23 protein-coding genes, 1 other RNA gene and 1 pseudogene are annotated in these 16,784 nt (G+C 66.0%); 21 read left to right on the forward strand and 4 right to left on the reverse strand.

Annotation, left to right across the window (positions count from 1 at the left end; translation table 11 throughout):
• Positions 1-96 precede the first annotated feature (96 nt).
• Both CUT39_RS21820 and CUT39_RS12515 read right to left on the reverse strand, forming a co-directional pair.
• Positions 97-660: pseudogene (locus CUT39_RS21820) on the reverse strand (HAD family hydrolase); the annotation flags it as partial.
• A complete protein-coding gene (locus tag CUT39_RS12515) occupies positions 657-1,526 on the reverse strand; it encodes a winged helix-turn-helix domain-containing protein (RefSeq protein ID WP_100447006.1) in 870 nt (289 codons plus the stop codon). The pseudogene CUT39_RS21820 and the gene CUT39_RS12515, both read right to left, overlap by 4 nt.
• Positions 1,527-1,691: 165 nt before the next feature.
• On the opposite strand from CUT39_RS12515, the gene CUT39_RS12520 reads away from it, so the two are divergent.
• Both CUT39_RS12520 and CUT39_RS12525 read left to right on the forward strand, forming a co-directional pair.
• Complete coding sequence (locus tag CUT39_RS12520; protein WP_157930657.1) at positions 1,692-2,063, forward strand: hypothetical protein; 372 nt, start codon at positions 1,692-1,694, stop codon at positions 2,061-2,063.
• A 320-nt stretch (positions 2,064-2,383) separates the two neighbouring features.
• On the forward strand, positions 2,384-2,569 hold the full coding sequence (locus CUT39_RS12525; protein WP_157930658.1) for a hypothetical protein: 186 nt from the start codon (positions 2,384-2,386) through the stop codon (positions 2,567-2,569).
• A gap of 56 nt (positions 2,570-2,625) precedes the next feature.
• On the opposite strand, the gene CUT39_RS20365 is transcribed toward CUT39_RS12525, so the two are convergent.
• Positions 2,626-2,811, reverse strand: a complete 186-nt coding sequence (locus CUT39_RS20365; RefSeq protein ID WP_157930659.1) for a hypothetical protein — start codon at positions 2,809-2,811, stop codon at positions 2,626-2,628.
• A 166-nt stretch (positions 2,812-2,977) separates the two neighbouring features.
• Here CUT39_RS20365 and CUT39_RS12535 point away from each other — a divergent pair, with 166 nt between their 5' ends.
• From CUT39_RS12535 to CUT39_RS12600, 15 genes are all read left to right on the forward strand, one after another.
• Positions 2,978-3,322: a hypothetical protein gene (locus CUT39_RS12535; protein WP_100447014.1), complete on the forward strand. Its 345-nt coding sequence runs from the start codon at positions 2,978-2,980 to the stop codon at positions 3,320-3,322.
• 213 nt (positions 3,323-3,535) lie between these two features.
• Positions 3,536-3,793 carry a hypothetical protein gene (locus tag CUT39_RS12540; protein ID WP_100447016.1) on the forward strand — a complete coding sequence of 86 codons (258 nt, stop codon included), beginning with the start codon at positions 3,536-3,538 and terminating at the stop codon, positions 3,791-3,793.
• On the forward strand, positions 3,790-4,143 hold the full coding sequence (locus CUT39_RS12545; protein WP_100447018.1) for a hypothetical protein: 354 nt from the start codon (positions 3,790-3,792) through the stop codon (positions 4,141-4,143). Before CUT39_RS12540 ends, CUT39_RS12545 begins: the two co-directional genes overlap by 4 nt.
• A gap of 18 nt (positions 4,144-4,161) precedes the next feature.
• Positions 4,162-4,569 carry an acylphosphatase gene (locus CUT39_RS12550; protein ID WP_100447020.1) on the forward strand — a complete coding sequence of 136 codons (408 nt, stop codon included), beginning with the start codon at positions 4,162-4,164 and terminating at the stop codon, positions 4,567-4,569.
• A 249-nt stretch (positions 4,570-4,818) separates the two neighbouring features.
• Positions 4,819-5,103 carry a hypothetical protein gene (locus CUT39_RS12555; protein ID WP_100447022.1) on the forward strand — a complete coding sequence of 95 codons (285 nt, stop codon included), beginning with the start codon at positions 4,819-4,821 and terminating at the stop codon, positions 5,101-5,103.
• A gap of 28 nt (positions 5,104-5,131) precedes the next feature.
• A complete protein-coding gene (locus CUT39_RS20370) occupies positions 5,132-5,320 on the forward strand; it encodes a hypothetical protein (protein WP_157930660.1) in 189 nt (62 codons plus the stop codon).
• A gap of 131 nt (positions 5,321-5,451) precedes the next feature.
• Positions 5,452-6,852 (forward strand): FtsK/SpoIIIE domain-containing protein, encoded by a 1,401-nt coding sequence (locus tag CUT39_RS12560; RefSeq protein WP_100447024.1) that lies wholly within the window; start codon positions 5,452-5,454, stop codon positions 6,850-6,852.
• A gap of 30 nt (positions 6,853-6,882) precedes the next feature.
• Positions 6,883-7,779 carry a hypothetical protein gene (locus CUT39_RS12565; protein WP_100447132.1) on the forward strand — a complete coding sequence of 299 codons (897 nt, stop codon included), beginning with the start codon at positions 6,883-6,885 and terminating at the stop codon, positions 7,777-7,779.
• Positions 7,780-7,886: 107 nt separating this feature from the next.
• Positions 7,887-8,216 (forward strand): hypothetical protein, encoded by a 330-nt coding sequence (locus tag CUT39_RS12570; RefSeq protein ID WP_100447026.1) that lies wholly within the window; start codon positions 7,887-7,889, stop codon positions 8,214-8,216.
• A complete protein-coding gene (locus CUT39_RS12575; RefSeq protein WP_100447028.1) occupies positions 8,213-8,515 on the forward strand; it encodes a hypothetical protein in 303 nt (100 codons plus the stop codon). The genes CUT39_RS12570 and CUT39_RS12575 overlap by 4 nt, the downstream gene beginning before the upstream one ends.
• Positions 8,516-8,635: 120 nt before the next feature.
• Positions 8,636-8,914: a hypothetical protein gene (locus CUT39_RS12580; protein ID WP_157930661.1), complete on the forward strand. Its 279-nt coding sequence runs from the start codon at positions 8,636-8,638 to the stop codon at positions 8,912-8,914.
• Between the two features lie 99 nt (positions 8,915-9,013).
• Positions 9,014-10,393, forward strand: coding sequence for a replication initiator (locus CUT39_RS12585; protein ID WP_198587084.1), 1,380 nt, complete (start codon positions 9,014-9,016; stop codon positions 10,391-10,393).
• A gap of 10 nt (positions 10,394-10,403) precedes the next feature.
• On the forward strand, positions 10,404-10,571 hold the full coding sequence (locus CUT39_RS12590) for a hypothetical protein (protein ID WP_157930662.1): 168 nt from the start codon (positions 10,404-10,406) through the stop codon (positions 10,569-10,571).
• On the forward strand, positions 10,571-10,750 hold the full coding sequence (locus CUT39_RS21825) for a helix-turn-helix domain-containing protein (protein ID WP_100447035.1): 180 nt from the start codon (positions 10,571-10,573) through the stop codon (positions 10,748-10,750). The genes CUT39_RS12590 and CUT39_RS21825 overlap by 1 nt, the downstream gene beginning before the upstream one ends.
• Positions 10,750-11,931, forward strand: a complete 1,182-nt coding sequence (locus CUT39_RS12600; RefSeq protein WP_157930663.1) for a site-specific integrase — start codon at positions 10,750-10,752, stop codon at positions 11,929-11,931. The genes CUT39_RS21825 and CUT39_RS12600 overlap by 1 nt, the downstream gene beginning before the upstream one ends.
• 97 nt (positions 11,932-12,028) lie before the next feature.
• Here CUT39_RS12600 and rnpB read toward each other — a convergent pair.
• An RNA gene (gene rnpB, locus CUT39_RS12605) (RNase P RNA component class A) lies at positions 12,029-12,399 on the reverse strand.
• A gap of 31 nt (positions 12,400-12,430) precedes the next feature.
• On the opposite strand from rnpB, the gene CUT39_RS12610 reads away from it, so the two are divergent.
• From CUT39_RS12610 to CUT39_RS12625, 4 genes are all read left to right on the forward strand, one after another.
• Complete coding sequence (locus CUT39_RS12610) at positions 12,431-13,183, forward strand: sulfite exporter TauE/SafE family protein (RefSeq protein ID WP_100447039.1); 753 nt, start codon at positions 12,431-12,433, stop codon at positions 13,181-13,183.
• 32 nt (positions 13,184-13,215) lie between these two features.
• Entirely contained in the window at positions 13,216-14,958 is a 1,743-nt protein-coding gene (locus CUT39_RS12615) for an NAD+ synthase (protein ID WP_100447041.1), read from the forward strand.
• 122 nt (positions 14,959-15,080) lie between these two features.
• Positions 15,081-15,932: a 3-methyl-2-oxobutanoate hydroxymethyltransferase gene (gene panB, locus CUT39_RS12620; protein WP_100447043.1), complete on the forward strand. Its 852-nt coding sequence runs from the start codon at positions 15,081-15,083 to the stop codon at positions 15,930-15,932.
• Positions 15,933-16,003: 71 nt separating this feature from the next.
• On the forward strand, positions 16,004-16,747 hold the full coding sequence (locus CUT39_RS12625) for an HAD family hydrolase (protein ID WP_198587085.1): 744 nt from the start codon (positions 16,004-16,006) through the stop codon (positions 16,745-16,747).
• Positions 16,748-16,784: the final 37 nt, after the last annotated feature.

Below are 16,784 nucleotides of genomic sequence, written 5' to 3' on the forward strand. Positions count from 1 at the left end.
CCCAAGGATGTATCGAAGGTCTGTCATGTGGCCGATCACAGATGAAGCCCCAGCCGCTGTCAGAGCCTTTCGCTTACCTGGCCTATTTGCATATCCGATGGTCCTGATGTTCGCTGCTTTTCCAGCACTCACGTCTGACGGGGAATCACCCACGAATAGAGCGGCTGTTGCCTTGATTCCAAGGCTTTCTAGCGCTGTATTGACGACTTGTGGATTCGGCTTCATAAGATCGGGACGGCGATAAGGACGGCCAACAGTTGTGGAAACGAACTGGGATATTCCTTGAATTTCTAGATAGTATTCGATCGCCTCGGCCGAATTGTTGCTCGCGATCGCGATACGTGTACCACTCTGAGTGAGATCAGCAAGTAGGCTATTGGTTCCTGGCGTGGAAGTCGCGGTAGAGATCGCCTTTAGCTCTGCTTGGCAGAGTTGGTCTTCGATTGTCTGTGAGGTGTCCTCTGGAAGCCTGGAGTAGGCCACACGCAGCACTTCCATCGGGTCGGTCAGATCGCCAATCTCTTGCGATACAGCGACGTCGCTAAGGCGAATCGTCGCTGTGAGTTCACGTGCCACGAGGTCGGCGTTATAGCCAGAGAAGACACTGCAGACCGGTCCATCGAAGTCGAGAATGACGGCTGATAGGTCCGTATAGATCATAAGTCGATTCTACGTTCCGTTGCAATGGTTGTCCATGCGGAGTCAAACCAAGCTCTGGCCGAATCAAGAAACTGAATGCCTTGTTGAGTCGAACTGTCTCGGCTTGAGAAGTGCGAAAGATGCGCATCTTTGCCCATAGGGTCAAAAATCTCAGCAGATTCGCCATTGATTTTAACTGAATGTTGAACGATCGGATAGAACCCAAAGAACACTTCTGTTTCGTTCAGTACGAACATCTTAAAAGTGGGTGCAATTCCGAGCATTCGAGCCTCAAGAGTTCCAGACTTGATGAAGTCCATTTCTTGAAGTTCGTGGACCTCGTTGGCTATCTGGTCTAGAGCCTGGTCGGTGATTCGGGTCATTCTACGGCGAACAGTTTCGGAATCGGTTTCATCATTGATCGGTCTTGGAAGGGCAAGGGGCTTTGTCATGTCCGACACGATTGCACGAATTGTGATGGTCTCTGGCGAGAGTTCTCCGAGACGGATACGGTCGAACGCTTCCGCTGTCGCGCCTTGGAGCGTTTCGCCAGAGAACCCCGCAAAATCAATGCTGACGTTGACCTCTTCGAAGGCGGCGGAAACGTGGGGGCGAAGCTCGATCGCTCGGTGAACCTTGGAGCGAACCCGCGGCTTCTTTCCCTGCTGCGTTACTAGGAGGCCGTCTTGCGAGAGCTTCGTGACCGCTCGCTTGACGGTCTCGCGAACTACTCCGTAGTGATCTTGAAGTTGCTGGTTGGACGGTAGCTCCTGGCCAGGAGTGAGCTTCCCTGTCTTGATGGCTGCGCGAATGTGATTCGCGATCTGTACGGATGCGCTGTAGCTGCTCTCAGCGTTGAGTTTGGGCAGGTAGTCGAGGCTGTTCATGCCCCTACTCTACTACATGGCTAGCCAGGACAGAAAATCTCTGCCAGGGCCTTGCATGGCTAGCCAGGTGTGTGTACCATCGAGATATCGAGCATGGCTAGCCAGGCAAGCCAGCTTGCTTCACCAGGAAGGTCTTGGTGGGGGACTCGGAAAGAGGTGTTCTCGATGCTGCAGAAGCTGCCGATCGATCTGAGCGGCTACACGCTGATGATCTCTGAGGCTCCGGAGCTGAAGTCGTTCACCGACAAGAACGGTCAGACCCAGGTGGCGACCGAGTACGGCACGGATAAGCCGGTGTACGTGGTGAGCGTGTTCGCGAAGTCGCGGCAGACGTTCGCCAACGGCAAGCGGCCCAAAGGCGAGGAGATCAAGGTGGAGTTCACTCGCGAGCCTGCCGAGCAGGAGTTCGACGAGGGTATGTACATCCAGCTCGATCGCCCGACCGTGTCGGTTTCGGACTTCACGAACCCCGAGGGCAACCGGTTCATCAATCAGAAGTTTCACGCTGAGGGGCTGGTGCCGGCGCCGAAGGGCTAGCGGCTGGCGCTGCTGGGTGGCCCTGCTTCCGGTGTTTGACGGGACGGCCGGTTTGAGTCCGGCCGGGGTGCTGGGCCGGTGATTCGGCACGGGTGGATTGCATAAGTCTGCGCGTTGCGTTCGCTGGTGTGTTGTTCGACGAATTGCACAGGGTGTTTGAGATTGCCTTTTTCCGGGCTGACCTGCCGACCATAAGCGACACTGGCTGTCGTGGTCGATGGGTTCATTCCTCTACGGGCACAACAGGAAGGAGCTGGACTCCCCGTGGGGGTTTGTGCGCATCGAGAGTCGATGTGCGGGTCACCGGAAAGAGAGAAGAGTTGCGCGAGGACTACAACGCCAAGATTGCTGATGAGCTGGAGGCGCGGAAGCTGCGGGAGTTCGTGGACGACCTGAGTCGTCTGTACATGGACGCGGGCGACCTCGAGAAGCTCGTGAACCGCGTCCGGCGCGAGGCGAAGGACCTGGGATTCCGACTCATCGAGTCGACGGATGCCGGCCAGTAGCGGTGCCGTCGTGGGTCGGTCGGGGAGTGTGATCTCTCCGGCCGGCCCTGACCGGCTTAGTGGTCAGGCAGTTTGCGTTGCATCTCGGCGATGTCGTCGCGAAGGTGACCGATCGCCTCGTGCAGTTGCTGGATGTCGCTTCTGGCTCGTGCGAGTTCGTCGGCGTGGGCAGCAAGTGCGCTAGCGAGTTCGTCGCTGCGGTCGTCTACTTGGTCGGTCGGATGTTGCGTTTCGTCTGTCATGTGTTGGGAGCCTAAGCGATCGGGCGTCGCTGTGGTGTCGCTCGCCTGACAGTTCCGGTTCCCTTGTGCCGCTCGATGGGTTCATTTCTGCGCTGCTGCGTTGCTGTGGCGGTGGGGGTTTGTGCGCATCGAGGTCCGGTGCGTGGGTCTCCGGAAAGGAAAGTGCATGGACTATTCGAAGTCGCTGACATTGTCAGAGTATTTGGCAGGATCGATCAGCGCTGAGGAGCTGCCTGGGCGGATCGCCGCTGGGTTGGCTGTGCGGCTGCCTGACGGGGTCACTGTCGACGAGGTTTGGGAGCGGCGCCCCGGGTTCTGGATGGCCGACTGCGAGGGCATCGCGACGGTTTTGGACCTGATCGATGTCGCTGCGGCGCTCGATTGCGGGGTGATGCTCTCGGCTGAGGGTGACCGGCAAGTCGGAGTCGTGAAGTGCTGGCTGCCGGATGGCTGGGTCGAGATCGTTGAGTCGTTCCCGTTCACCGCGACCGAGGAGGCCGAGCATGGCTAGGTCTCGAACCCGGTTCTGTCCCAAGGGCAGCGAGTGCGGCGCCTGTGGCCGCCGGCGGCATCTGGTGGTCGTTGAGGTCGGCACGGACTTCGGGACCGCCTGCGAAACGGTCTGCGGCGGTTGCGCCGAGCGTGGGGACCTCCCACCGATCGGGGTGTTCGCTGCTGCGGCGTGTGTCAACGCGCATCGGACGCACCTTGGGCAGGTGGCGTGATGATCGATCACGGGATCGACCGGTGCCCGGGCGAAGAGGAATGCGAGTCCTGCGAGGACGACGGGTATCTCCTGATCGTCGAATTCGAGTCACCGGTGGGGCTGTTGTGCCTGACGCTGTGTGAATCGTGCCGCGAACTGGGGGAGCTGCCGTCGCTCGGCTGGGGCACGGCGGTGCGGAAAGTCATGGCGCACTGCGAGCATCGCGGCGTCGACGGTGACTTCGATCTGCGGCAACGCGAGGCCGAAGCATCGTGATCACCGCCGAACAGGTCGCAGCAGTCGCCGCCGATGGCGACATCGATGCGGTGGACGGGTTGTTCCGGCAGGCGCTGACACCGGTAGTGCCTGCCGGGCTGGTCCAGCCTCGCTGGGTCGCTGGGAGCCGGTTGCGGGGCGTGTTCGAGGGCTATGGGGCGGTGCGGGCCTTCGCCGAGTGGTGCGAGGTCTTCGAGGTCGAGGCCGAGGTGGAGTTCGCCCGGCCGCCGGAGGTGGTCCTGTTCTGCGAGGTCGCTCTTGCCGGCTACCGCGTGGGGCTCTCGTGCTGGGCCGATGAGCACGAGGCCGGGGCGTTCTTCTGCCTCAACCCTGGTTGGGGCGTTGATTGATCGAAAGGAGGTGTAGCGGTGGGCGCCACCGTGACCGATACCGGCACCGCGGCGGTGAGTCTGGAGGCGCGGCTTGCCGGGCTGATCGAGCGGGAGTCTGACCGGCCCGACCGGGACGGCCCGTTCGCTACCTACCAGTTGAACGCGTTCTTCGCCGAGGCGTGCCCCGGCTTGGAACTGCCGTGGGAGTGGCGTTGGCACTACGGGTGCCCGCGAGGCCGGTTGACCTCGATGGTCCGGCCGGGGGTGACCGGGTGGGCCGATGCCTGCGGCGATGGGTCGGTGGAGGCCGAGGCGGTTGGCGGCTCGGAGGTGATGGTGCAGGCCGACTGCTGGGCCTTCGGCCAGCGGTTCACCGTCTGGGGCTACCTCGACCGGTCCGAGGCCGACGACATACCCAATCTGGCCTGGGGCCGCTCGATGTGATCGCCCTGGGAGACAAGGAAGGAGGTGTACCGGATGGGGGACTACTGGTGGGTGTGGCTGGTGCTGGGCTGCTCGCTGCTGCTGAACCTGGCGCTGATCCGTCGTGAGTGCCGGCGGCTGTTCCGGTACTGGAATCTCTAGCAATGCCTGATTGCTTCTTGCCCTTGCCGCGTGACGGGGATCGGTAGGGGTGAGTGGTCACCAGGCATGGCGGCCACGTCGAACATACCGAATCAAGAAGGGAGCATTGTGGACAAGATCGATTGGTTCAAGGCCAATGAGCGGTCGCGGCGGAAGTATGAGCACTTCATGAGCTCGCTCGACGGCCTGGGTCTCGCGATCGAGGAGGCCGAGGTGGTCGTGGGCATGTACACCGCCGCGGCCTCGACCCGGCCGGTCGGGCGGGGCTTCATGCACGTCGAGCCCGAGGAGCTCAAGGGCGCCTTGAACGATCTGTATGAGTCGCTGAATGCGCTGGTCGCGAAGGCGCGGAGGAACGAAGCGAAGCTCAAGTCCTGGGAGTGGCAGGTTTAGCCGCTCCCCGACAGGAAGGAGATATTCCGTGGCGATGCCCACTGCTCGCCTGGTTGATGACGTGATCGACTCGGTCAACATCGCGATGAAGGAAGTGCGCAAGGCGATGAAGGGGATCCCGGACCGGGAGTTCGGGTTCAATCGGGCGCACAATGCCGCCGCTCAGGAGGTGGCGCACCTGACGGTGCTGCTCGAAGAGGTCAAGTACCAACTGTGAGGCCGGTCCGGCTGGTCTGATCCTCCTCAAACCCGTTGCCGGGGTTGGGGAGCGGTCATGTCTGCCGGGAAGCAGGCACATCTTACTGATCATCATCTATTCGTATCCGTCAATGACGGGAGGTATTCGTCATGCCCGAAAACCAGGGCCATTCGAAACGGAAAGTCGGTCTGGAATGGAAGGCGGCCGGTTGGGCGGCGCGGCATCCGGGCCTGTCGCTGGGGACTCCGGCCGTTGGGGTTGCGGCGGCCTCGGCGCCCGAAGTCGCCGCGGTCGTGGCCGGTGGCGGTATCGCCGGGGCTCTGGCGTGGGCGCGGGCGCACCCCAACAGCTTCGACCGGTACGTGCTGCCGCCGCTGCGGACGGTGCGCCGCCGCTGGTCGTGGACCTATGCGGGCCTGGGTTGGCGTCGGAACATGCGCGAGGTCGGGCTGGCTCGCCAGCATCCGGATACCGGTGAGCTGCTGGTGCCGCGGGTGCTGCGGGTGCGGGCCCACAACCGGCATGTGGAAACGGTGTGGGTCAAGCTCCTCAAGGGCCAGACCCACCGGCAGTGGAGCGACACGTTGGAGGCTCTGGCGGTGGCGTTCAATGCCGAGCGGGTCTCCATTGAGAAGGTCAAGCCGCGGGTGGTGGCGCTGATCGTGCAGCGCACCGAGCCGTTCACCGATCCGATCCCGGCCCCGGAGCTGGTCGATGACCTGGAGTCGGTGGACTTGGCCTCGGTGTATCTGGGGAGGGACGAGTTCGGGCGCCAGTGGCGCGAATCGGTCCTCGACAACCACTTCTTGGTTGCCGGGGCCTCCCGGTCGGGCAAGAACTCGGTCACCTGGGCGCTGCTGGGGTCGCTGGCTCCGGCGATCCGGGCCGGTCTGGTCCGGGTGTGGCTGCTGGATCCCAAGCAGACCGAGCTGTCGGTCGGGCGGGGGCTGGCTCACCGGTACGGGGCGGGGCTGGCCGAATGCGCCGACGTCTGCCGCGAGTTCCTCAACGACCAGCAACGCGTGCAGGCGCTCTTGCAGGACCAGGGGTTGCGGAAGTTCACTCCGAGCGTCCAGACGCCGCTGAACCTGCTGATCGCTGACGAGCTGGGGGCGCTGCTGGCCTACGGGTCCGGTAGCGACGACGACCGCAAGCACATCCGGACCGTCCGGACCACGCTCGATCTGATCGGCTCCCAGGGGCTGGCGACCGGGCACGCGATGCACGGGTATGTGCAGGAGCCGACCAAGGATGTCGTCTCCTGCCGTGAGCTGTTCACCCTGCGGGTCTGCCTGCGGGTCACCAGTGCCGCTCACCCCGAAATGGTGCTGGGCGACGGGATGCGCACCCGTGGCGCGATTGCTGATGAAATCCCGGCTGTCCCCGAGTCGGCCGGTATCGGGTTCAAGGTCGTCGAACGCACCCGCGTTCCAGTCCGCGTCCGCGCTGCTTACTCCTCGGACGCCGACATCAAGCGCCTGGTCGACTTCGTCAACACCGGCCCCGGTCCCGACTCTGAGCAGTCGCCGGGCCTGCGCCTGGTCGCCTGACCATCAACGAATCGAAAGGAGGTGATCGCCGTGGGCGCCAACACTGAAGCTGAGGAGAAGGGCGGTGGTCGGGAGGCGCGGAAGGTGGTCAAGCTCCGGCGGAAGGTCGGGCAGGCGCGCCAGGTCCAGGCCATCGCCGATGACCCGTATCTGAAGGTCGTGGAGCTGGACCGGATGCGCGGCTCGATCACGCGGGCGATGTGGCTGCTGCTGGCGGTCGGGCTGGCGTTCACGACCACCGGCGTCCATGACTACATCGCCGCCGGGCTGACCGTGGCTGATCCGATGTGGTGGGGCGGCTGGGCCGTGGAGCCGACCTTCGCCGGGCTGCTGATCACGCTGCTGCGGTGGGAGACGATCATGGCCACCCGCGGGGTAGCGGTCGGGTCGGGCTGGGTGCGGGCCACTAAGTACCTGCTGCTCGGCTCCACGCTGGTGATGAACCTCCTTGCCGGGCTCGCCAAGGGCGGGGTGTTCGTCGCGCTGCACCTGATCATCCCGGCCCTGGTGTTCTGCCTGGCCGAAGTCATGCCGGTCATTCAGGAGCGGTTCACCACCGCCCGTGACCGGCTCCTAGCCGAGATCAAGCAGGCAGACGCCACACCGGACCGGCCGGAGTCGTCGGTGCCCGACACGGTGGCGGGCTTGGCAACCGAGCCGGGCCAGGAAGCGGGACCGGCGCCGGTCTCACCGACCCTGCCGCCGGTCGCCTCCGAAGCGACTGCCAGCGAGCCGACTCCGCCGGCCGACGTCCGGCCGCCGAAACTCCCGCCGCAACTGATGCGGTCGATCGAGACCAAGGCCGCCGAAGTCGCCGAGACCGGTCGGGCTATCACCGCCGGCGAAATCCAGCAGGTGGTCAAGCTGCCGACCGGCATGGCCGAACAAGCCGCTCGCTACTTCGCCGCCGCTCACGCTCGCGCCTGACCGGCCCCAGCACACACCACATACCGCGCACTACTGGCCCGGATCGGACACGAACCGTTCGATCCGGGCCTCTTGTCTCTACCGAACCATCAAGCGAGGGGAAACCAATGCGCCACAAGATGTACGGGCTCATGACCGGTCTCAACTGGTACCTGTTCATGGACCGCGTCGAACAAGCCACCGGCGACGCCGTCGACTGGACCACCGTCAAGGGCAACACCGGCGACCCGTGGCCGCCCGATCTGTGGATCGAGGGCAACAACGGCCGCGGCTCGATGCGGCTGAACTACAAAGGCCACCGCACCGAGTTCACCTACAGCGACTACATCTCCGGCGAGGAGTTCGACTCCGAACAGTTCATGTCCGATGTCGGGGACTGGCTTGACCGCCAGATGCGCGACGACCCCTACCCGTGGGCCGAAGGGAGCCGGACATGATCCCCATCTACATGACCGGGGACTCCCTGTTCGTCCGCATCGTCGGCGACTGGCTCCAAATCAAAGGCGCCCGACTGATCCTCGACGACGAATGCGCCGAGAACTGGGAGGAAGACGGCACACGGTTCACCAAGGTGCACTTCGACCACGGCCGAGCGGTCATGGTCACCCTGATGCCCGAACGCGATGAGGTCGCTATCGACCTCCCGCTCAACGACCTCGGCCAGCCTGAATGGCCGTTGGACTGGCCGACCGTTGCCGATCAGATCATCGCTGTCAACGACAACCGCGGCTGCTAACGAGCGGCGCCGACGATCACCGATCGATTCGGCCGCCTTGATCCTGAAAGGACTTCCGCTCGGACCGGCTTCATCGCTGGCCCGAGCGCTTGTCGTCGCCACATGCTGGAAGGAATCATCATGCCGTACATCGTCTTGCAAGGCGAGATGTACAACCTGCTCGCCGACGCCGTCGAAGCCAACGGCGGCAAAGCCTACAGGCACATCGAATGCATTGAGGAAGCCGGATCGGACGCGCCCATCACCTCCGTCACCATCCGGTTTGCACACCTGATCCTGAACTACGAGCACCCTGACCCCGCTCGGAACCGAACGATCCGAGTCCCTTACCCGGCCGGTCCCGACGCCGTCGACCAGGCCGCGTCCCTGATCGTGGAGATCGCTGAGCACCCCGGCTAAACCGACACGACACAACCGAATCACGACTGTCTGCGCCCGGACCGGCTGTATCTGCTGGTCCGGGCTTGCTGTGTCTCCACCACGAAAGGAAGGTGACCGATGCCGACTACTGCCGATCTCGACCGGGCGTTGAGCGAGTTCGCCTCCAGACCCGGCTTCGCTCTCTGGCGGGAAAAGGTCAAGTCCACGCACGGCTGTGCGGCGCCGGTCAAGCTGCGCGGCTCCTCGACCATCCGCCGCAAGCACACCGGCGAGGTCCTGCGGGCCACCGGCGGCTCGGTCTGGGTCCCCTGCGGAACCCGTCGCGAACAACTCTGCGCCTCCTGTTCGGCCTGGTATGCCGATGATGCCTTCCACCTCATCCGCGCCGGTCTCTCCGGCGACGACACCAAGGACGTTGACGCCGCCGTCGCCGACCGGCCGCGGTGGTTCGTCACCCTCACCCCGCCGAGCTTCGGCCCGGTCCACTCCCGCATCGTCGGCCCCACTGGGCGGCTGCGGCGGCCGTGCGCCTGCGGGTCCTGGCACTCCGAGCACGACTCCCGGCTCGGGCAGGCGGTCGAGCCCGACGCCTACGACTATGAGGCGGCGGTGCTGTGGCAGGCTCACGCCGGGGAACTATGGCACCGGTTCACCATCGCCTTGCGCCGCGAGCTGGCGCGGCTGGGCGGGGTGAAGGTCGCCGAGCTGAACCGGGCGGTTCGGCTGTCGTATGCCAAGGTCGCCGAGTACCAGCGGCGCGGTCTGGTCCACTTCCACGCCGCGATCCGCCTCGACGGCGCCGACGGCCCGGCCACCGCTCCGCCGGGGTGGGCCAGCAAGGACACGCTTGCGGCTGCTATCCGGGCCGCCGCCGATGCGGTCACCGTCGCTACCGTCCGCCCGGACGGGTCGGTTCTCGAGCTCGGGTTCGGGGCGCAACTCGATGTGCGCGATATCGCCGGTCGAGCCGACCAGGCCGACCAGGAGCACGAGTCGGAACGGGTCGCCTCCGACCGGGTGGCCTCCTACGTCGCCAAGTACGCCACCAAGTCCACCGGCGCCCATGACGGTCCCGACCGCCGCGTCTGCTCGCTCGAGCAGATCGACCTGCTACCGGTGTCGGACCATCACCGGGCGATGATGCGCACCGCCTGGCACCTGGGCGGCCTGGACCGATACGAGGGCCTGAACCTCCGCCGGTGGGCGCACATGCTCGGCTTCCGCGGCCACTTCCTCACCAAATCCCGCCGCTGGTCGACCACTCTCGGCGAGCTGCGCTCGATCCGCGCCCGCTACCGCCTGGCCGAAATCCTCGCCGAGCTCGAAGTCGCCGAGTCCGACGTGGTCGTGGTCAACGACTGGGAAGCGGTCGGCTTCGGGCACGCCTCCGCCGCCGAACGTGAGCTCGCGGCCGGTATCGCCGAAACCATGCTTCAACAAAAACTGACCAAAAAGGATACAAAGAAGGGGATGCACCATGCGCGCACGCAATCCTGACCGTCCGGCCGTGCAGATCCGACTCACCGGCACTAGGGCCGACGTCGTCGACGCCCTCGCAGCACTCGACGAAGCCGCCCTCGAGTCCTGGCGCCTCGAAGTCCAGGCCACCAAACACCGGGACACCGGGCAGGTACAGGCATACGGCCGCCTCCTGCGACGGGTGGAGGTGCGCTGATGGAACGACTCTGGACCATCGAAGAGACCGCCGCATACCTCGGTTTTCCAGTGGAGACCCTCCGAACCTGGCGAAAGCGCAAGGTCGGGCCGAAGGCGGCGAAGATGGGACGTCACCTCCGCTACCACCCGGGACACGTCAAACGGTGGGTTGAGCAATGCGGGGGAGAGGTCGCCTGATGCGTGCCTATATCGAGGATCGCTGGTGGAAGGTCGTCTACGAGGACGGGAAGCGGAAGCGGATCAAGACCCGACGCTACGGCGCGGGGAATCGGTACCGAGCTCGTTGGACCGACCCGACCGGGAAGTGGCGCTCAGCGTCGTTCGAAAAGAAGGGCGACGCCGTCGACAAGATCGACCAGGTCAAGCAGGACCTGAAAACCGGCAGCTACATCGACCCGGACGCCGGCAAGACTGATGTCGGCGCCTTCGCCGAGCAGTGGCTTGTGGGGCTCGGCGGTGACCCCTCCACCAAGGAGAAGGTCAAGCAGTCGATGAATAAGCACGTGATCCCGTACTTCACCGGTCGGCCCGTGGAGACGGTCGCGCCGAGCACGATCCGCACATGGCTCGGTGAGTTGGGATTGGGTGAGGCGGCCAAGTCGGTGCTCTTCGTCTATGTGAACTCGATGTTCGAGGCGGCCGTGGACGATCGGCTGATCCGCACCAACCCGTGTCAGGCGAAAAGTCTTCAAAAGCCGCGGCCGGTACAGCGCAGGATCAAGCCGTGGACGCGAGCTCAACTCGACTCCGTCCATGCCAACCTTGCGCCCCGCTATCGGGCGATGGTTCCGGTCGGAGCCGGGTGCGGGCACCGGATCGGCGAAGTCTTCGGCATCGGCGTCGATGACATCGACTGGGCTAACGAAGAGATCGACATTCGACGCCAGGTGAAGCTGGTCGGCAGTAAGCGGGTATTCGCACCACCGAAACGCAACTCGGTACGGACGGTACCGCTTCCCAGGTTCACCGCCAGGGCCCTTCGCGACCACATGGAGCGGTTCCCGCCCGTGTCGGTGACGCTGCCGTGGCTGGAACCGGACGGGGAACCGGTCTCGGTGAAGCTGGTCTTCACCAACATACGTCGAAACCCGATCCACCGAAGCACGTTCATGAGCGAACCGGGCGGGTGGAAGCGAGGGATCTCGAATACGGCCTTCGAGCCGGAGCAGGACACCGGTACGCACTCGTGGCGGCACTACTTCGCAGCCGCGTATCTGGAGCACAGCGGGAACGTCCGCGCCCTGGCCGACTTCCTTGGGCACAAGGACCCGGGTTTCACACTGCGCGTCTACGGCCATTTGATGCCCAACAGTCGGCCCCGTGCCCGTCAGATTCTCGATGAGGCTTGGGAGGCTTAGCGCCCCAGGCGCGCCCCGAGAGGCAAGTTCAAGACCAATAAGGAGGGTGTCTAGCAGCATTTATGCAGCTAGGCGCCCTTCTCTGCGTTGAGAGTGTGGGACGAGTCGGCCGGTACGCCGGATTCTGTCTCGGGCGGCCATCCATCTAGGCGCGCCGTCGCCGACGCGCTCGAGCGGTCTACCCGCGAAGGATTCGGGCGGGCAGCCCTCGGACCCTCGCGCAGGACCTCGCGGCCCCTCTTGACCTTGCTCCGGGTGGGGTTTACCGAGCCGCCGCCGTCACCGGCGGCGCTGGTGGTCTCTTACACCACCGTTTCACCCTTACCGACCGGGGTCGGCGGTCTGCTTTCTGTGGCACTTTCCCGCGGGTCGCCCCGGGTTGCCGTTGGCAACCACCCTGCCCTGTGGAGTCCGGACGTTCCTCGGCAGCGACGAACCCGTCACTGACGCGGCCGCCTGGCCGACTCGTCCCAACGCTCAAGCGTACGCTGTCGGCGCCATGACTGTCCTCGAGGTCCTCCTGCTGCTGCTGGCGGGCGTCGGCGCGGGCGCGCTCAACGCCGTCGCGGGCGGCGGCTCGCTGCTGACCTACCCCGCCCTGCTCGCGGTCGGCGTCGTGCCGCTCCACGCCAACGCCACGAACGCCATCGCCGTCGCCCCGGCCTACACCGCCGCCGCGATCGGCTCCCGCCAGGGCCTGCGCGGCCAGCGACGGCGCGTCCTCGGCCTCGTCCCCACCGCCTTCACCGCCGGGCTGGCCGGAACGATCCTGCTGCTCAACACCCCGCACCACCTCTTCGAAGACCTGGTGCCGCTCCTCGTGTTCGTCGCCACCGCCCTGGTCGCGGTCGGCCCGTGGATCAACCGCCGCGTCATGGCCCTCAACGGCGGCCGCGCGCTCCACCCGATCGCCCTGCACCTCGGAGTCGGATTCGGCTGCCTCTACGGCGCCTACTTCAACGCCGCGCTCGGCCTGGTCCTCATCGCCTTCATCTCCATGTGCCTGCCCGAGGCGCTGAGCCGGGTCGGGGCGCTCAAGAACGCCATGACCTTCATCGTCGGCGTGGTCACCACCGTCGTCTACGGCATCTTCGCCGACATCGCCTGGTGGGCGATCGCCGTGCTGGTCCCGGCCACCTTCTTCGGCGGCTACGTCGGCGCCCGCCTGTTCGTGCGGATCCCCGACCGGCCCCTGCGTATCGGCATAGTCCTCTACGGCTTCGTCCTGAGCGTCATCCTCCTGCTCAGATGACGCGAGCCGGTCCCACAGGGAACAATGGGTACATGCCGACACTCCGTATCGCACTCGCCCAGGACAACCCGGTCGTAGGCGACCTCGACGCCAACGCCTCGCTCATCCGGGAGGCCGCCTCCGCCGCTTCGGCCGCCGGAGCTCACCTGCTGGCCACCGGCGAGCAGGCCCTCACCGGCTACCCGGTGGAGGATCTCGCGCTGCGTCACTCCTTCATCGAGGCCAGCCGCGAGCGTCTCGAGCGGCTCGCCGCCGAGCTCGAGGCCGACGGCAACGGCGGCCTGCCGGTCGCGGTCGGCTACCTCGACGCCGACGGGCCCGTCCACAACCGGCACGGGCACGGCATCCGAAATGCGCTGGCGCTGATCCAGGATGGCAAGGTCCTGTTCCGCTACTACAAACACCACCTTCCGAACTACGGAGTATTCGATGAGGACCGGTACTTCGTCTCCGGCCACGAACTGCACCTCGCCCGCATCGCCGGAGTGGACGTGGCCTTCACCATCTGCGAAGACCTCTGGCAGGCGGGCGTCCCGTTCCGCGCCGCCGGCGAGGCCGGCGCCGGACTCGTGGTCAACATCAACGCCTCCCCCTACGAGCAGGGCAAACACGAGCAGCGCCTGGAGCTGCTGCTGCGCCGCGCCGCCGACAATGACGTCCCGATCGCCTACCTCAACACCGTCGGCGGACAGGACGAACTGGTATTCGACGGCGGCTCGACGATCGTCGGCACCGACCGCGAGGTCATCGCCTCGGCCCGCCGGTTCGCGCCCGAGCTGTTCATCGCCGACCTGGACCTGACTCCCGGGCACGGCGACCGCGACCTGGCCAACCAGACCACCACCGACATGAGCGTGAGCCACCACCTCCTGTCCGAGCAGCAGCCGGCGCCCCGGCCGGCGGTCGAGCGCTCGGCGGCCCGCCCGCTCGACCGCCTCGAGGAGGCCTGGCAGGCCCTCACCCTGGGCCTGGGCGACTACGTGCGCAAGAACGGCTTCAAATCGGTCGTCTTCGGGCTCTCGGGCGGGATCGACTCGGCCCTGACCGCCGCGCTCGCGGCCGACGCGATCGGCCCGGAGAACGTCCACGCCGTCTCGATGCCCAGCCAGTTCTCCTCGCAGCACTCGCTCGACGACGCCGCCGAGCTGGCCCGCCGCTGCGGCCTGAACTACTCGGTCGAGCCGATCCAGCACATCGTCGACAGCTACCTGACCGACCTGTCGATCTCCGGGCTGGCGCTGGAGAACCTCCAGGCGCGGGTGCGGGGCGCGGTCGTGATGGCCCTGTCCAACCAGCACGGCCACCTGGTGCTGGCCCCGGGCAACAAGAGCGAGTACGCCGTGGGCTACTCCACGATCTACGGCGACTCGGTCGGCGGCTTCGCCCCGATCAAGGACGTGCCCAAGACCCTCGTCTACGAGCTGGTGAATTGGCGCAACGAGTTGGCCCGGCGGCAGGGCGAGCCCGCGCCGGTACCCGAGAACATCGTGGTCAAGGCCCCCAGCGCCGAGCTGCGGCCCGACCAGCGCGATTCGGACTCCCTGCCCGACTACGCGGTCCTGGACGCGATCCTGGCCGCCTACGTCGACGGCGACGCCGGACGCGAGGACCTGATCGGCGCCGGCTACCCCGAGGACGTCGTCGAGCGGGTGACGAACCTGGTCGACGGGGCCGAGTACAAGCGCCGCCAGACCGCTCCGGGCACCAAGATCTCGGTCAAGTCCTTCGGGCGCGACCGCCGCCTGCCGATCACGAACAAGTTCCGGGGGAGATGAGAAGGGAGTTCGTCACACTCGGTTCGCGTCCAGACTCTGGGACATCGACGAGCGCTAGCCTCGTTCGGGTAAGCCCGGGGACCGGGGAGATCCGGCCCCGAGGAACCACAAGGAGCACGAAGATGTCTCAAGCCACTTCCTCAGACGAGATCCCGAGCTTGTACGGGCCGGGCAAGACCGTCAAGCGAGTCCGGGCCCGCCACCTCGTCGACGCCAAGGAGCGCGGCGAGAAGTGGGCGATGCTCACTTCCTACGACACCTACACCGCGTCGCTGTTCGACGAGGCCGGCATCCCGGCCCTGCTGGTCGGCGACTCCGCCGCCAACAACGTCTACGGCTACGAGACCACCATCCCGGTCACCGTCGACGAGATGGTCCCGCTGGTGGCGGCCGTCGCCCGTTCCACCCGCCGGTCGCTGGTGATCGCCGACATGCCGTTCGGGTCCTATGAGGCCGGACCGGCGCAGGCGCTGGAGACCGCCGTCCGGTTCATGAAGGTCGGCGCCCATGCGGTCAAGCTCGAAGGCGGGCGCCGCATGGCCGACCAGATCAAGGCCCTCGTCGACGCCGGCATCCCGGTGATGGGCCACGTGGGGTTCACCCCCCAGAGCGAGCACGCCGTCGGCGGCTACCGGGTCCAGGGCCGCGACGCCCAGGCCGCCGAGGTCGAGGCCGACGCGCACGCCGTCGCCGAGGCCGGCGCCTTCGCGGTGGTCCTGGAGATGGTGACCGCGGCCGTCGCCGCCGAGATCACCAAGCAGTTGCCGATCCCCACCGTCGGCATCGGGGCCGGAGGCGGCACCGACGCCCAGGTCCTGGTCTGGCAGGACATGGCCGGGCTGCGGCGCGGCAGGTCGCCCCGGTTCGTCAAGCGCTTCGCCGACGTCGCCTCCGTCCTGGAGGACGCGGCCAAGTCCTACGCCGACGAGGTCCGCGCCGGTACGTTCCCGGCCGAGGAGCACGGTTTCAAGTGAATGTCGTCCCCTTCCCCTAGGCAGCGGCCCCGACGCCTGTAGCGTGTCCGCACGTGAACCACAATGCGACCTTGCTCTTCGACTACGACGGCACCGTGCGACTCGGTTGGGAGCACGCCGGACATTACGCCCGCCTGGTCGCCTCCGAACTCCCGGAGGACGACCGGCGGGCGTTCCTCGCCGCGCACGAGGCCTTCTGCAAGGGCAAGCCCACCACCGCCTCCACCTTCGACGCCTACGATCCGGACAACGCGGTGCGCCGCCTGTCGGTTGAGTACGGCGTCCCCGACCCGGTCCGGCAGGCCGCCTACGAGGCCACCCGCGCCAGGATGGCCGAGGGCGAGTTCCAGATCTGGGCCCCCTCCGGGCTGCGCGAACTGATCTGGGCCCTGCCGCGGGACGTGGAGGTCGTCCTGGTCACCAACGCACCCGCCGCCAGCCTGGAGCCCGCGCTCGAACGCCTGGGCCTGGCCGGATTGTTCGACGAAGTCGTCGGCGACGCGGCCAAGCCCGACGGACTCGGCGAGGTCATCGACCGGCTGCTGAAGGACCGCGACCCGTCGACGCTGCTGAGCATCGGCGACATCCCCCGCAACGACCTGGCCCCGGCCGCCGAGCGCGGATGCGCGACCGCCTACATCGACCACTTCGGGCGCGCCTGGCCGCAGGCCGACGTCTCGGTGGCCCACCCGGAGGACCTGTGGCCGTACATTCACCGATGGGTCAACGAGCGCGCCGCCTTGAATGCCTTATGCGCCAAAGCGATACCGGTTCGCGCCGAAAACTGTACCGAATCTGTCGCCGGGCCGAATTAAGCTGAAGGTGCGCCCTGAGCCGACCGATCCCCGGCTC

It is taken from the genome of Glycomyces xiaoerkulensis (assembly GCF_002798405.1).
Taxonomy (GTDB): Bacteria; Actinomycetota; Actinomycetes; order Mycobacteriales; family Micromonosporaceae; genus Glycomyces; species Glycomyces xiaoerkulensis.